The sequence below is a fragment of the Pontibacter sp. 13R65 genome, assembly GCF_047525655.1.
Classification (GTDB): domain Bacteria; phylum Bacteroidota; class Bacteroidia; order Cytophagales; family Hymenobacteraceae; genus Pontibacter.
The window spans coordinates 198,849-211,690 of record NZ_JBLIQL010000005.1; the positions used below are offsets into that span (position 1 = coordinate 198,849).

The following is a 12,842-nucleotide window of genomic DNA, read 5'->3' on the forward strand; positions in this document are numbered from 1 at the left end:
ATAAAGTTATGACCCAGAAAAATTCATTTTTATATAGTGCGCTTACTATTAAGTGCCCTCGTTGTTGTGAAGGGAATATGTTTCCGGAAGGCACCTTATATACCACCAAATTTGCAGACATGCACAAGTATTGCTCGTGCTGCGGTCAAGCTTTTGAGCCTGAGACTGGGTATTACTATGGAGCCATGTATGTTAGCTTCGCTTTTAACGTGGCCATCTTCCTGGTATCCTTTTTTATACTCCACCAGTTCGTGGAAGAAGTAACGATGGCTATGATGATGGGAGTAGTGGCCATCACGGTTGTTGGGTTTCTGCCGGTTATCTTCCGATTATCCAGGGTATTGTGGATCAGTATTTTTGTCAGGTATGAAGGGCCTTGCAGTCTCATTCCCAAAAAAAACACAAAATGATAATGTTATGAAGGATTGCTGCAAAACAGGTGACGAAATGCCACCTAAAAGGGGACAAGTTTGGCTGAAAAGGTTTGTATATGCCATTGTTTTCATATTTATGACAGTAGTGCTATTCCAGCAATTTACCTTCTGATTAGAAATGAAAAAACAACTGACTTATTTCGCAGTAGCCTTTTTATTGCTCTCAAGTGGTTGCAAAGAAGATAATATGCAGGAAAGCGTTTATTCAGTTGATGCAATTAAATCAACAAAAGAGAAAAACAGTTTAGTGCATGCATCTCAGGACTTTGTGACATTATTAGGTGCAAAAGAACCTGTTCAAATGCATGGTGGTCTTCCAAAAGAGTTTGTGTGCATGGTCAATAATGCCTACATGGGTAAAGCACAGTTTCCTGTTGAATTTGAGGGGAAGCAATACTATGGATGCTGTCAGATGTGCGTGAAAGCTATTCAGAATGAGCGTCGGGTGCGTGTTGCATTGGATCCATATACTGGAAAAGAGGTAGACAAATCATTTGCATTTATTGCGCTCAAGCCAGGCTCTGTAAATGGAGAAGTATTTTATTTTGAATCTGAAGCAACTTTTGAATCCTACAAAGTGCAGAACTAGGTATGTTGACTTCCAACGGAGATGCATTTAATTATATGCCGTAAAAGGAGTTGAAGTGTTGATGGGTTCTTGTAAATCAGGCAAAGGTGAAACTCTTTGCCTGATTTATTTTTAGCAATAATTTTATCATGATTTAAATGACGGAGCAAATCAGAAACTATGGCTTTAAGGAGGGAATGCCTGTCGAGTTTGAGATTGTATCCATCACTGATCTTTACAAGAAAAACAAAGACATATTAACTTCTCCCCATAGAACAGCTTTCTATCACATTCTCTGGTTTCAAAAGGGCACTCCAAGCCATTTAGTAGATTTCAATCCAGTCGAAATTAAACCCCAGACGCTGCTCTTTCTGAATAAAGATACGGTTCAACTCTTTGATCCTAAAGAAAGCTTTGAAGCCAAAGGTATTCTATTCACTGACAATTTCTTTTTCAGGACTGAGGCAGACATGAAGTTTCTCCGCAGTTCCATTCTGTTTAATGACCTGCTGGGTGTTTCTCAAGTGCAGCTTGATAGCTCTATAGACAATTTTAAAATCCTCTTCCGCTTGATGGAAGCAGAACTGGCTAACAAGCATGAAATTTATTACGCCGATACGTTAAGGAGCCTGCTGCATAGTTTTCTGTTGCTAGCTGAGAGAGAGCGTCGCAAGCAGGACTTCACAGAGCTGAAGAAAGGGCCGGACTTAGACTATACCATCCTTTTCAGGGATTTGGTTGAAGCTGATTTCAGGCAATTGAAGCAAGTTAATGGATATGCGTCTAAGTTAAGTGTGACCGAGAAACGACTAAATCAGGCAACTACGGTAATACTCGGCAAATCCCCTAAAAGCATTATCGATGAAAGGGTAATGCTGGAGGCAAAAAGACTGCTGGCACATACCAACGACAGCATAAAAGAGATTGGCTATTCGCTGGGCTTTCAGGAGCCGACCAACTTTATTAAGTTCTTCCGCAAGCACAACAGGAGCACTCCTGTAGAGTTCAGAGAGCAGTTTGCTACCTAAGTCCTCTTCCCAAAAGTATCATCCAAAGGACTAAACCTACCTTTTACAACCTGCCTGTTTGTAGGAACTTTGTATCCATAAATAAACAAGAAAATGAAAGTATTTAAAACTTCCTTATTGGCAGTAGCAGTGGCAGGTATAGTATCCTGCTCTCTGGAAAATAAAGTATCATCACAAGAAGAAGACACAGCAATGAGCACAAAGAAACAGCAAGTAGTAGAACTTCTAAAAGCACTTGAGACAGGTGCAACAGAACCGGTAAGCGTAATCAACCCTGACAAATACATCCAGCACAATATACAGGTTGCCGATGGTCTGGAAGGGTTTGCGGCATTTGCCAGCATTCTTCCTAAAGGAGAAACGAAAGTAAACACTGTGCGGGTTTTCCAGGACGGAGACTATGTGTTTGCGCACAATGAGTACAACGTCTTCGGCCCAAAGATCGGGTTCGACATCTTCCGTTTTGAGGACGGAAAGATTGTGGAGCACTGGGACAACCTGCAGGAGACACAGCCTGTTAACCCAAGTGGCCATACCATGATTGACGGCGCTACTGATCTGAAAGACCTGGACAAAACGGAAGCAAACAAAACGCTGGTTAAAAACTTTGTGGATGACATATTGGTGAACGGCAGAATGGAGAAGCTCATCGGCTATTTTGACGGCGACAACTATATCCAGCACAACCCTTACATCGGCGATGGGCCGTCCGGATTAGGTAAAGCGCTGGAGGAGTGGGCAAAGCAAGGCATCACCATGAAGTATGATAAAGTGCATCAGGTTTTAGGAGAAGGCAACTTTGTATTGGTGGTAAGTGAAGGTGAGCTTGGTGACATGCATACAGCATTTTACGATCTGTTCCGAGTAGAGAATGGCAAGATTGCAGAACACTGGGACACGCTGGAAACCATTCCTTCAAAGGATCAGTGGAAAAACAACAACGGTAAGTTCTGAATACAGAATGGCACCACAAATTTTGAAAAGTTAGCCATGAAAGATAATAAGATGAAAATAGAAATCTGGTCTGATATTGTATGCCCCTTCTGCTACATCGGCAAGCGCCAATTTGATGAAGCACTAGCACTATTCAAGCACAGGGATGAAGTGGAGGTAGTGTGGCATAGCTATCAGTTGTTTCCAGACTATGAGCAGAAAGAGGGTTCGGACTTTTACACTGAAGTTGGACGACTGAAGGGAAATAACCGGGAGTGGAGCATCTGTTTCCATAACCAGATAACAGAACATGCGAGAAGGGTCGGGCTTGAGTACAACTTCGAAAAGATCCCCTTCCCCAATACCTTCAACGCCCACCGCTTTTCCCTTTATGCTAAAACCAAAGGGGTGCAGCATGAGGCAGAGGAAAAATTATTCCGCGCTTATTTCACTGAAGGAAGGAACATTGGTGATTTGGAAGTTCTGGCACAATTAGGGGAGGAGATAGATCTGCCAAATGCTGATGTTAGAGAGGCTTTATCTGGCAATCAATTTTCTCAACTGGTTCGTAAAGACATCGCCGAAGCTCAAAGGATTGGAGTAAATGGAGTGCCTTTTTTTCTCATTAATGGAGAACTGGCAGTAGCAGGCGCTCAAGACCCAAATGGATTTGTTAAGGTCCTCAACCGTGCCTGGGAGAAATGGAGCATAGAAAACCATAAAGCCCTCATCGGAATTGTGGAAGGAACCACTTGCGATGTACAGGGAAATTGTAAATAATATTTAAAAATTTAAAAAGATGAAAATAGCTGTTATCGGGGCTACCGGATTTGTGGGTAGCCAAATTACGAATGAATTAATAAACAGAAATCTTGTCGTTATTGGTATTTCTAGAAAAGAACAATTATCTGACAATAGTAATCTTCAATATGCAAAAGTGGATGTTAGTGATGTAAATGCATTAACAGAGATATTGAAAGGAATGGATGTTGTAGTGAATGCCTTTAGTCCTGTAGCGGAAAATCCTAATCTTTTGGAAGACTTTATGAAAGGTTCGAAAGCGATACAGCAAGCCGTTGAAAATGCAGGTGTAAACCGATTCATCATCGTAGGTGGCGGAGGGAGTTTGTTAAACGAAAATGGTGAGCAAATTATCGATACCATACCACAAGACCTTCCATTTATCCCGAAATCAAAAGCGACCAGAGCTTATTTTGAGGTGATCAAAGAAGAAAAAGATCTGAATTGGGCTTATTTTAGTCCTGCTTTGGAAATGAATCCACGCATTACGATTGGAAGAACCGGCAAATATCGTTTAGGAACAGATTATCCCGTAATGAATGAAGGAGGAAGAAATATACTTTCTGTGGAAGATGTAGCCGTAGTGATTGCAGACGAAGTAGAAAACCCCAAACACTATCAAGTTCGTTTCACTGCGGGATATTAAGCTTGAATTACGGGTTTAGATAACTACACAAGAAAAGAGGGAGTAACAACGAAAAAAATAATTTTTGTTACTCTGAAATGAAAGAACCCGCTTATTTACACAAATAAGCGGGTTTTAAAGCTTTACTGTGTAGACCGAAGGATCGATTTAACGACCCTTATCCATAGGTTTGAAAGGCCTGATTTTTAGTCTCAAAAATGTCCGTGGCTGTTGCACAACTCAGCTTTCGACTTATCCCCGGTCCTACTTTAAGCTTAATACTTAAGCCCCGACTTAATCTTACAGCTGAAGAAGTGATGATCTAACCATAAAAAACAACTACAAAAAGCCTGTTGCTGCTCCACTTCCATCGCCTTGACCATGCTTACCGACTTGGTTGGCTTGAACTTCATGTATTTTCTGAGGATGAAGGCAGCCGCAGCCATCAGCATAACCTTATGCGCCCCTGATATCCCTAGCACATTGATCTTGTGCAGGCCATAGTACTGCACCAAGCTCCCTGTTAGCTTGTAGAGAAAGTCCAGATTTAGACACTGCTTCAGCTGCTGATAAAAGTTTTGCTCCGGCACGTGTGCCGAGAGCGAGAAGTGCAGCTCCTTCTCATCCTTAAAAGTCTTCCTGCCCAGCATAACACCAAAGGTTTAACCTATAGGCTTACGGCTATATTTGGACAGTTGTGCAACAGCCACTCCCGTTTATTGAGGCTGCCCCATCCTGAAGCGGCAGTCGCTCTAAGCTAAACTTCTAATTCTTATTTTGCCGTCTCAGAAATCAAAATGGGGTTTAGATCTTTGTGATGAGTAGCTGAGACAGTTAGAGAAGTTATATCAAAAAGGATAAAGCTGTTGCGGCAACTGACAAACTAGGGAAGGAGAAAATTAGTCATCTCTATGCTTGCCCTACTAAGTAGCAGGTGTGCAAATAAATTAAATAAGAGGCGTTACTGACTACTCTAGCGTTCGAATAGTGTCCGAACCACATAAAGAAAGCCGCTCCATTTTACATGAAGCGGCTTTCTTACTTTTGTAGACCAAAGGATTGAATTATCGAACCTTATCCACATGGATTTGGAGGCCGTGAGTAGATACCTGGAGGTGGGAGAGGAGCGTTAAAGCCTTTCAACAGTAGCATTGAGTGCTTGTTTATCACAACACTTGTTAGAGTGCTGCTTATAGGCTACAAAAATGAAAGGCTCCCTGTCCCGAGGAAGCCTTTTTTATAAGATCAGTTTTAGAAAACTTATCAGCTTTCAGCCATGCCTTTATACACAGCCTCTGCGCCTAAACAGGGGGAGGAAAGAAACGGTCGTTTTGTTTACACAGCTTATTTATAGTTTCTCATCTAGCCTAATCTACTTCGGTACTCACTTGGGGTAGCACCCAACAACTTTTTTACATAGCGGGTGAAAAATGAACGGCTGCTAAATTCCATCTCATCGGCAATTTCAGAAATATTAAGGTCTCTGTTTTGTAAAAGGATGATGATGCGCTCTTTGGCGAAACGTTGGACCCATTCAGAAGCTGTGATGCCGGATGTATTTTTACAAATCTGGTTAAGGTACTTGGAAGTGATGTTCAACTGATTGCTGTAGAACTGTACTTCACGCTCAGTTAAGCAATGCTCCTGTGCCATTAGCATGAATCGCTCATATAAAGTTCCGGTTTGCAGACTGTGCTTCCTTCTTTCATACTCATTGGCAAAGATGTGCCACATGTCGAGGATAAACAGTTGCATCTGCAAGTTCAGGACTTCGTCGTAAAAGCGATGATCGGTTCCCAGACAGCGATCATTTAGCCATTTAAAGTTCGAAAGGATTTTCTGCCTGTCATTTCTGTCATGTATCTTTTTTACCGGATATACCCTGGAATGCAACAGGGCATTGATACTCCAGCGTTGGTCAGGAATGTTGTTGTTCAAAAAATCTTTTTCCACCAGCAATGCTGTTGCTTTAAAGCTTTTTGAAAGCTGCAAGCCTGCAAGTCTGCTCTCGGCAAACCAAAACAAAAATTCCCCTCTCCCGCATTCCATCTGCTGGTCATTGAACATAAATTTAATGCTTCCACGATGACAGAACAAGTGGGTATGGTAAAGCTTTTCGAAATGACTGGGAAAGTCTTCCTTATTTGATATTTCTAATGAAATAACTTTCGGCTGTACTTCATTTGACATTGAATGGAATCTTTCTGCTAATATAGGTGATATTTGACATTACTGCCGAATAATGTGTAACAATTGAGAAGTTGTTTTGCTTTAACTTTGTAATTATCAATATGATACACTATGAACACGTCCGACAAAGATATTTTCGAACGATTGAGGAAAGGGGAAGCAATCAGCCCAGATGATTCGCAGAGTGGCAGACTGCGTGCTGCATCCTACGCTACGATGGAATTGGTTCAAATAATGAATAATTCCAGCAACCCTGAGGAAATTAGAATTATTCTGGGTCAGATCACTGAAAGTGAAATTGATGCGTCAACGGCTGTATTTCCACCCCTGTACATCAATTACGGCAAGAATACCAAAATCGGAAAAAATGTGTTTATCAACTTTGGTTGCACTTTTTTGGACTTGGGCAGCATCACCATTGAGGATTATGTGATGCTGGCACCCGGTGTGAAATTGCTTTCAGAAAGCCATCCGCTTTCCTCCGAAAACAGGCAATCGCTTGTCGCAAAACCCATTCACATCAAGAGAAACGCCTGGATTGGTGCAAATGCAACAATTCTTCAGGGGGTTACGGTTGGAGAAAATGCTGTTGTTGCAGCCGGGGCAGTTGTGTCAAAAGATGTGCCCGATAATGCAGTTGTGGGCGGCATTCCTGCAAAATTAATCAGAGCAATCGAGTAGTTACATTCAGTTCAACCCCACAGTTGGACAGTTAAACTTCAAGAGACATGAAAAGAATAACAGTTTTAGTTGTTGCGTCCCTCATGGTTTTGGGGCAGGCTAATGCGCAAACAAAGCAAAGAGTAAAAACCGATAAGGCAAAGACAGTGATAGAGGAGGATACAACAGAGCATTATACATTTCCATTAAGCGATAAGGTTACCCGCCAGGAAGTAACTTTCAAGAACCGCTATGGAATCACAATTGCGGCTGATTTATACCTGCCTAAAAACATTGGAAATCAAAAACTTCCTGCCTTGATACTGAGCGGTCCCTTCGGAGCGGTGAAAGAGCAGTCTTCGGGACTTTATGCAAACGAAATGGCGGCCAGGGGTTTTGCAACGTTGGCCTTCGACCCCTCCTTCACAGGCGAAAGTGGAGGAGAAGTTCGTAACGTTGCCTCGCCTGATATTTATACTGAAGACTTCAGCGCAGCCGTGGACTATATCGGCTTGCTCCCTTCCGTTGACCGTAACCGCATTGGTGCTATAGGAATTTGTGGTCTGAGCGGTATGGCGCTTACTGCCGCCACCAGCGATACCCGGATTAAAGCTGTAGCCACCGCTTCGATGTATGATATGTCCCGCAGCATCAGCCGCAGTCATAAAGATGGTTATACATTGGAACAGCGCCAAAAGGTGATAGACTACCTAAGTCAGCAGCGTTGGGCAGATGCGGAAAAGGGTACCTATGCCTTAGGATTACACGAAGTTCCGTTTGATGAAAAAGGCAACATGGTGAAAGGAAAGCGTGTGCTTCCTGAAACGCTTCCAAAGGAACCAAATCCTGTTTTAGCTTCCTTCTTCGATTATTACAGGACGCCACGAGGTTTTCATCCAAGGTCCATCAATTCAACTACAGCATGGACTGCTACAACACCCATGTCGTTCTTCAATTTTCCGATGATGGCAAACATAGAGATGATTTCGCCTCGCCCGATTATGCTGATTGCAGGAGAAAATGCCCACTCCCGTTATTATTCTGAAGATGTTTATAAAATGGCTTCCGAGCCGAAAGAGCTTGTGCTAGTACCCAATGCAGACCATGTGGATTTGTACGACAGAACAGAGGTGATTCCATTCGATGAGCTGACCTTGTTCTTCAACGAAAACCTGAAAACGGCTAAGGCTGATGAGGCAGAGAAGGCAAGGGGGAATGGTTCTGCAAATGGAAGATAAGCAAACACTTAAATGAACAGAATGAGACTATCCATGATGACTGCCATTGTTCTTTATAGCATGCTAACCACAGGCTGTAAAGAACAAACTGATAGGCAGACAACTGCAGAAGCAGCAGCAGAAGTGCAAAGCATCTTTCCGAAAGGTGAAAAAGGATCTTCGGAGTATTTCACTGGCAATGCTTATACCAATGGGCTGGTTCCTGCGGACTCCACCTATGCTACGCTGGTAGGCAACGTTTACTTCGAGCCTGGCGCCAGAAGTAACTGGCACAAGCATCCGGCCGGACAAATCCTGATTATCACAGATGGTGTGGGGTACCATCAAATAAAAGGGCAAGCCCGGCAAACCATGAAAAAGGGAGATGTCATTCAATGTCCGCCCAATACAGTTCATTGGCACGGAGCCAGCCCGGATACAGGCTTACAGCAGCTATACATCATTCCTAATACAGAAAAAGGTATTGTAGAATGGATGGGCCCTGTGACCGATGAAGAATACCAAAACGCTGATTGAGAACAATAAACAGGTAGGCGATTGATTCTGCACGACTTAGAGGAGGGTTTATTTCCGATTCGACAAGCAGGCACTATGCCGAACTGTCTGATTTTGTTTTACATATTTTTGATAAAAAGAAACTATTAATACTCAAATGAACAACATAGAAGGAAAAGTAATCGTCATCACCGGTGCAAGTAGCGGTTTGGGCGAAGCAACGGCGAAATATCTCTCTGAACTTGGTGCTACGATAGTTTTGGGCGCAAGACGCGAGGACCGGATACAGTCCCTGGCAGATGAACTTAGTAAAAATGGAGGGAAAGCGCTGGCCAAAGCGACTGATGTCACAAACCCTGATCAGGTAAAGGCCTTGGTTGATGCCGCCGTGGAAGCATATGGGCGTGTGGATGTCCTCCTCAACAATGCAGGACTGATGCCGCTATCGCCCCTGGAGGATCTCAAAATTGATGAATGGAACCAGATGATTGATGTCAATATCAAGGGTGTCCTTTATGGTATCGCCGCAGCTCTTCCACACATGAAACAACAAAAATCCGGTCATATCATTAATGTCTCTTCCGTGGCGGGGCACAAGATTTTTCCTGGTTCTGTGCTCTATTCAGCCACTAAATCAGCTATTCGGGTAATATCCGAGGGGTTACGGCAGGAGGTGAAGGAGTACAACCTACGAACAACCATCATATCACCAGGAGCAGTCAAAACAGAGCTTCTGGAACATATCAGTGTAGATGACATTCAGAAAGCCAATAAAGAGTATGTGAATCAGGTAGGGCTGTCGCCTTCAGCGTTTGCTCGTTTGGTTGCGTTTGTGGTGAGCGAACCAGAAGATGTTGATATAAACGAAATTTTGTTTCGCCCGACAGCGCAAGGGTTGTAATTCTATTCGACGTCCTTAACTGGGTATTTTTTGTGCAGAGACATCAAAAGCGAAAAGTATGAGGCGATTACTTATCATTATTATTTCAGTAGTATCTCTTAACGTATTTGCATCCTGTGATATAGGCAATGATGCAATGGCAGATACAGAAAACATTCAAGGCGACAGTGTTCGAAAAACGAAAGGAAATCAAATGAAAGTAACCATTGGAACAAAAGCATTTGAAGCAACACTTGTCGATAATGAGACGGTAACGGCACTAAAAGAAATGCTGCCACTTAGGTTGGAAATGAGTGAGCTGAATGGCAATGAGAAATTATTCCGTTTTTCGAATAGCCTGCCTGAAAAAGCTTCCAATCCAGGGACCATTCATGCGGGTGATTTGATGCTCTGGGGTTCTAATACGCTGGTGCTCTTTTATGAGACATTCCCAACTTCCTACAGCTACACCCGCATAGGAAGAATAAAGGATCCTGCTGGTCTTGCCCAGGCAGTTGGTTCTGGAAGTGTAATGGTGTCTTTTGAAATAGAGTAGAAAGTAAAAGTAGAAGCAAACATAAATTCAAATGGAAATCATTAGAAATGGTTCACAGGCATCCCTAAAAGGACCGGAAGACTGGTTCACGGGTGCGGTGAGAATAGACCCTTTGTTCTCAAAAAAAGAAACAACAAAGGCAGCAGGGGCACTGGTAACTTTTGAACCGGGTGCCAGAACAGCCTGGCACACCCATCCTGCCGGACAAACGCTCATCATAACATCGGGCTTGGGTTGGGTACAACGTGAAGGTGGTCCGGTAGAGGAAATACGCCCCGGAGATGTGGTGTGGTTTGAGCCAGGTGAAAAACACTGGCACGGAGCCAGTCCGGGTAAGGCCATGAGCCATATTGCCATACAGGAAGAAGTAGCTGGCGAAGTAGTGACTTGGATGGAAAAAGTTACGGACGATCAATATCAGAAGTAGCTCACCCTTGTTTAAGTGTATGCTTTTGAGTGGAGAGATGAGGGGACTGTACTTCAAGAAATAACCGAAGGGGATTAATATCGAACCAAAAAAGCCGCTCCATATAATATGAAGCGGCTTTTTATAGTAGTAGTCCGTAGGGGAATCGAACCCCTGTTGCCAGAATGAAAATCTGAAGTCCTAACCCCTAGACGAACGGACCGTTTTGCTGTGATTGCGGGTGCAAATATAGGGATAATTTAAAGCAACGCAAATAATATTTTCCCTTTCAAGCCTATTTTCTTTAAAAAAATACTTGCTTTGCAGCAGACCTTCCTGGAGGATAAAACCAATATAGTATAATACCGTTATTACTTAGAGATAAAACAAATTTTCAGAAACATGGCTAAAAGTGCGCATTACACTGGTGTGAAACCTGAAGTATATAATCAACTGAAAGAAAAGCTGCAGTCGATGGGGTTGCGCCTGGAAGGAAACAGCGGCAAGTTAAATGAGAAGGGAGTTTCGGCAAAGTACCAGTATAATCCTGAGGCTGAACTGCTGGAGATAAATGATGTATCTGTCGGGTTTCCGGCAAGCATGATGCTGAATGCTGATAGCCTGATCGAGCGGATGAACCAAATGATTGTACAATATGGTGGTCAGCCAAAAACTTAATTTTAGCAAGCCAATCTTATACAACTACCGTATAAGAAGCAATCGCTAAAATAATAAATAGCTAAAGATAAAATTATGGAAAACGAACAAAACCAAAGCTCCAACGCTGGCGGTAACAAAGGCACTCAGAAAAAGTCCTCTGAAGGCACGTTGCAGTTGCTTCAGCCGCATGATATGTCAAAAACAGTAGAATCTGCCATGCATGTATTTCAAGGTCGCCACGAAAAACTGCCTGAACTTTTACATGATGTAGGCACCTTGGTATTGAAAGCAACCAAAAAGCTGACAACAACACAGTTAATTCTTTCGGCTGGTGCAATAACCATTGGCGCTATACTGGTTGCACGTTATGTAGGCGATCAGAATTTTGACTTTGATTCAGAATAAGCTGGATTTTATATATAGGAAGCCCTTTGCTGAAAAGCAAAGGGCTTTTTTTATTTTAAGCTGCGCAAAAAGCTGGTACAGGTTTTGAATAGGGAGCAAGTATAGCAAAACGCTATGCAGTGCAACAGGCAATCTACAACAACATTGTAATTCCTGTTTTCAACCTTTTTACAAAACCATAAAATTATGAAAAAGTCAAAAGTAATGTTGTTTGTGATGCTGGCCATGGCCTTGCCTTTATTTGTGCAGGCGCAGGTACAGCAGGTAATGCCTCCTATGATTAGCGTTAACGGCTTAGGCGAAGTGAAAGTACAGCCAAACGAAGTAGTGGTAACCTTAGGAGTAGAACTCCGTGACAATGGCCTGGATCAGGTGAGGAAGCAAACCGACAAAAAGGCTGCCGCTATTATTGCTTACCTAAAAAAGCAGGGGGTAGAAGCCAAAAATATTCAAACTTCTTATATGAATGTGCAGCCGATGTTTAATAACATCAGCTCGGACTATGGCAAAACCACCCCTGACTTTTACATGGCCAACAAAACCATGACCTTTGTGCTGACGAAGCTGGACAAGTTCGATGAGGTGGTATCTGGTTTATATGGCGTTGGTGTGAACCGTGTAGATGGCATTACCTTCCGGGTATCGGATGTTGAGAAGTACAAAGAAGAAGCCCGTAAAAAAGCAGTGCAGGACGCTAAAACAAAAGCTGCAGCCTTAACAAATGAGCTGGGTGCAAAAGTGGGCAAAGTATACGCCATTAGCGAGAATACCAATGGGGGAGGGCCTCAACCACTTTACAAGAACAACATGATGATGCGCGAAGCAGCGATGAGCGATGCTAGCGGACCATCTATTGCCGGTGGCGAGGTGGTAATTACCTCTAATGTAAACGTAAGCTTTATTATTGAGCAATAAGCTCTGGCTAATATCATAAAAAAGGTCCTGCCACAATTGGCAGGACCT

17 protein-coding genes and 1 tRNA gene are annotated in these 12,842 nt (G+C 42.9%); 15 read left to right on the forward strand and 3 right to left on the reverse strand.

The window, feature by feature from the left end; genetic code table 11:
- Positions 1 to 8: 8 nt before the first annotated feature.
- From ACMA1I_RS08525 to ACMA1I_RS08550, 6 genes are all read left to right on the forward strand, one after another.
- Positions 9 to 410 (forward strand): DUF983 domain-containing protein, encoded by a 402-nt coding sequence (locus ACMA1I_RS08525; RefSeq protein WP_337067886.1) that lies wholly within the window; start codon positions 9 to 11, stop codon positions 408 to 410.
- A 142-nt stretch (positions 411 to 552) separates the two neighbouring features.
- Positions 553 to 1,023 (forward strand): hypothetical protein, encoded by a 471-nt coding sequence (locus tag ACMA1I_RS08530; protein WP_337067887.1) that lies wholly within the window; start codon positions 553 to 555, stop codon positions 1,021 to 1,023.
- Positions 1,024 to 1,160: 137 nt separating this feature from the next.
- Entirely contained in the window at positions 1,161 to 2,030 is an 870-nt protein-coding gene (locus ACMA1I_RS08535; protein ID WP_337067888.1) for a helix-turn-helix domain-containing protein, read from the forward strand.
- Positions 2,031 to 2,123: 93 nt separating this feature from the next.
- On the forward strand, positions 2,124 to 2,984 hold the full coding sequence (locus ACMA1I_RS08540) for a nuclear transport factor 2 family protein (protein ID WP_337067889.1): 861 nt from the start codon (positions 2,124 to 2,126) through the stop codon (positions 2,982 to 2,984).
- Between the two features lie 36 nt (positions 2,985 to 3,020).
- Positions 3,021 to 3,743: a DsbA family oxidoreductase gene (locus ACMA1I_RS08545; protein ID WP_337067890.1), complete on the forward strand. Its 723-nt coding sequence runs from the start codon at positions 3,021 to 3,023 to the stop codon at positions 3,741 to 3,743.
- A gap of 19 nt (positions 3,744 to 3,762) precedes the next feature.
- Complete coding sequence (locus ACMA1I_RS08550) at positions 3,763 to 4,410, forward strand: NAD(P)-dependent oxidoreductase (protein ID WP_337067891.1); 648 nt, start codon at positions 3,763 to 3,765, stop codon at positions 4,408 to 4,410.
- Positions 4,411 to 4,664: 254 nt separating this feature from the next.
- Here ACMA1I_RS08550 and ACMA1I_RS08555 read toward each other — a convergent pair whose 3' ends face one another.
- A complete protein-coding gene (locus ACMA1I_RS08555; RefSeq protein ID WP_337067892.1) occupies positions 4,665 to 5,039 on the reverse strand; it encodes a hypothetical protein in 375 nt (124 codons plus the stop codon).
- A gap of 712 nt (positions 5,040 to 5,751) precedes the next feature.
- Complete coding sequence (locus ACMA1I_RS08560; protein ID WP_337067893.1) at positions 5,752 to 6,579, reverse strand: helix-turn-helix domain-containing protein; 828 nt, start codon at positions 6,577 to 6,579, stop codon at positions 5,752 to 5,754.
- Between the two features lie 111 nt (positions 6,580 to 6,690).
- Between ACMA1I_RS08560 and ACMA1I_RS08565 the strand changes: the two genes are divergently transcribed.
- From ACMA1I_RS08565 to ACMA1I_RS08590, 6 genes are all read left to right on the forward strand, one after another.
- Positions 6,691 to 7,260, forward strand: coding sequence for a DapH/DapD/GlmU-related protein (locus tag ACMA1I_RS08565; RefSeq protein WP_337067894.1), 570 nt, complete (start codon positions 6,691 to 6,693; stop codon positions 7,258 to 7,260).
- Between the two features lie 47 nt (positions 7,261 to 7,307).
- Complete coding sequence (locus ACMA1I_RS08570; RefSeq protein WP_337067895.1) at positions 7,308 to 8,477, forward strand: alpha/beta hydrolase; 1,170 nt, start codon at positions 7,308 to 7,310, stop codon at positions 8,475 to 8,477.
- A gap of 12 nt (positions 8,478 to 8,489) precedes the next feature.
- Entirely contained in the window at positions 8,490 to 8,993 is a 504-nt protein-coding gene (locus ACMA1I_RS08575; protein ID WP_337067897.1) for a cupin domain-containing protein, read from the forward strand.
- Between the two features lie 136 nt (positions 8,994 to 9,129).
- The gene (locus tag ACMA1I_RS08580; RefSeq protein WP_337067898.1) at positions 9,130 to 9,873 is read left to right on the forward strand and encodes an SDR family oxidoreductase; all 744 of its coding nucleotides are present in this window, start codon (positions 9,130 to 9,132) and stop codon (positions 9,871 to 9,873) included.
- A 58-nt stretch (positions 9,874 to 9,931) separates the two neighbouring features.
- Positions 9,932 to 10,408 carry a cyclophilin-like fold protein gene (locus tag ACMA1I_RS08585; RefSeq protein ID WP_337067899.1) on the forward strand — a complete coding sequence of 159 codons (477 nt, stop codon included), beginning with the start codon at positions 9,932 to 9,934 and terminating at the stop codon, positions 10,406 to 10,408.
- A gap of 31 nt (positions 10,409 to 10,439) precedes the next feature.
- The gene (locus ACMA1I_RS08590) at positions 10,440 to 10,835 is read left to right on the forward strand and encodes a cupin domain-containing protein (protein WP_337067900.1); all 396 of its coding nucleotides are present in this window, start codon (positions 10,440 to 10,442) and stop codon (positions 10,833 to 10,835) included.
- Between the two features lie 130 nt (positions 10,836 to 10,965).
- On the opposite strand, the gene ACMA1I_RS08595 is transcribed toward ACMA1I_RS08590, so the two are convergent.
- Positions 10,966 to 11,037: transfer RNA gene (locus tag ACMA1I_RS08595), tRNA-Glu, on the reverse strand.
- A gap of 179 nt (positions 11,038 to 11,216) precedes the next feature.
- On the opposite strand from ACMA1I_RS08595, the gene ACMA1I_RS08600 reads away from it, so the two are divergent.
- The 3 genes from ACMA1I_RS08600 to ACMA1I_RS08610 all read left to right on the forward strand — a co-directional run bounded on the left by ACMA1I_RS08600 (position 11,217) and on the right by ACMA1I_RS08610 (position 12,794).
- Positions 11,217 to 11,492: a hypothetical protein gene (locus tag ACMA1I_RS08600; RefSeq protein ID WP_337067901.1), complete on the forward strand. Its 276-nt coding sequence runs from the start codon at positions 11,217 to 11,219 to the stop codon at positions 11,490 to 11,492.
- 75 nt (positions 11,493 to 11,567) lie between these two features.
- Positions 11,568 to 11,879: a hypothetical protein gene (locus ACMA1I_RS08605; RefSeq protein WP_337067902.1), complete on the forward strand. Its 312-nt coding sequence runs from the start codon at positions 11,568 to 11,570 to the stop codon at positions 11,877 to 11,879.
- 186 nt (positions 11,880 to 12,065) lie between these two features.
- Positions 12,066 to 12,794 (forward strand): SIMPL domain-containing protein, encoded by a 729-nt coding sequence (locus ACMA1I_RS08610; RefSeq protein WP_337067903.1) that lies wholly within the window; start codon positions 12,066 to 12,068, stop codon positions 12,792 to 12,794.
- Positions 12,795 to 12,842 lie beyond the last annotated feature (48 nt).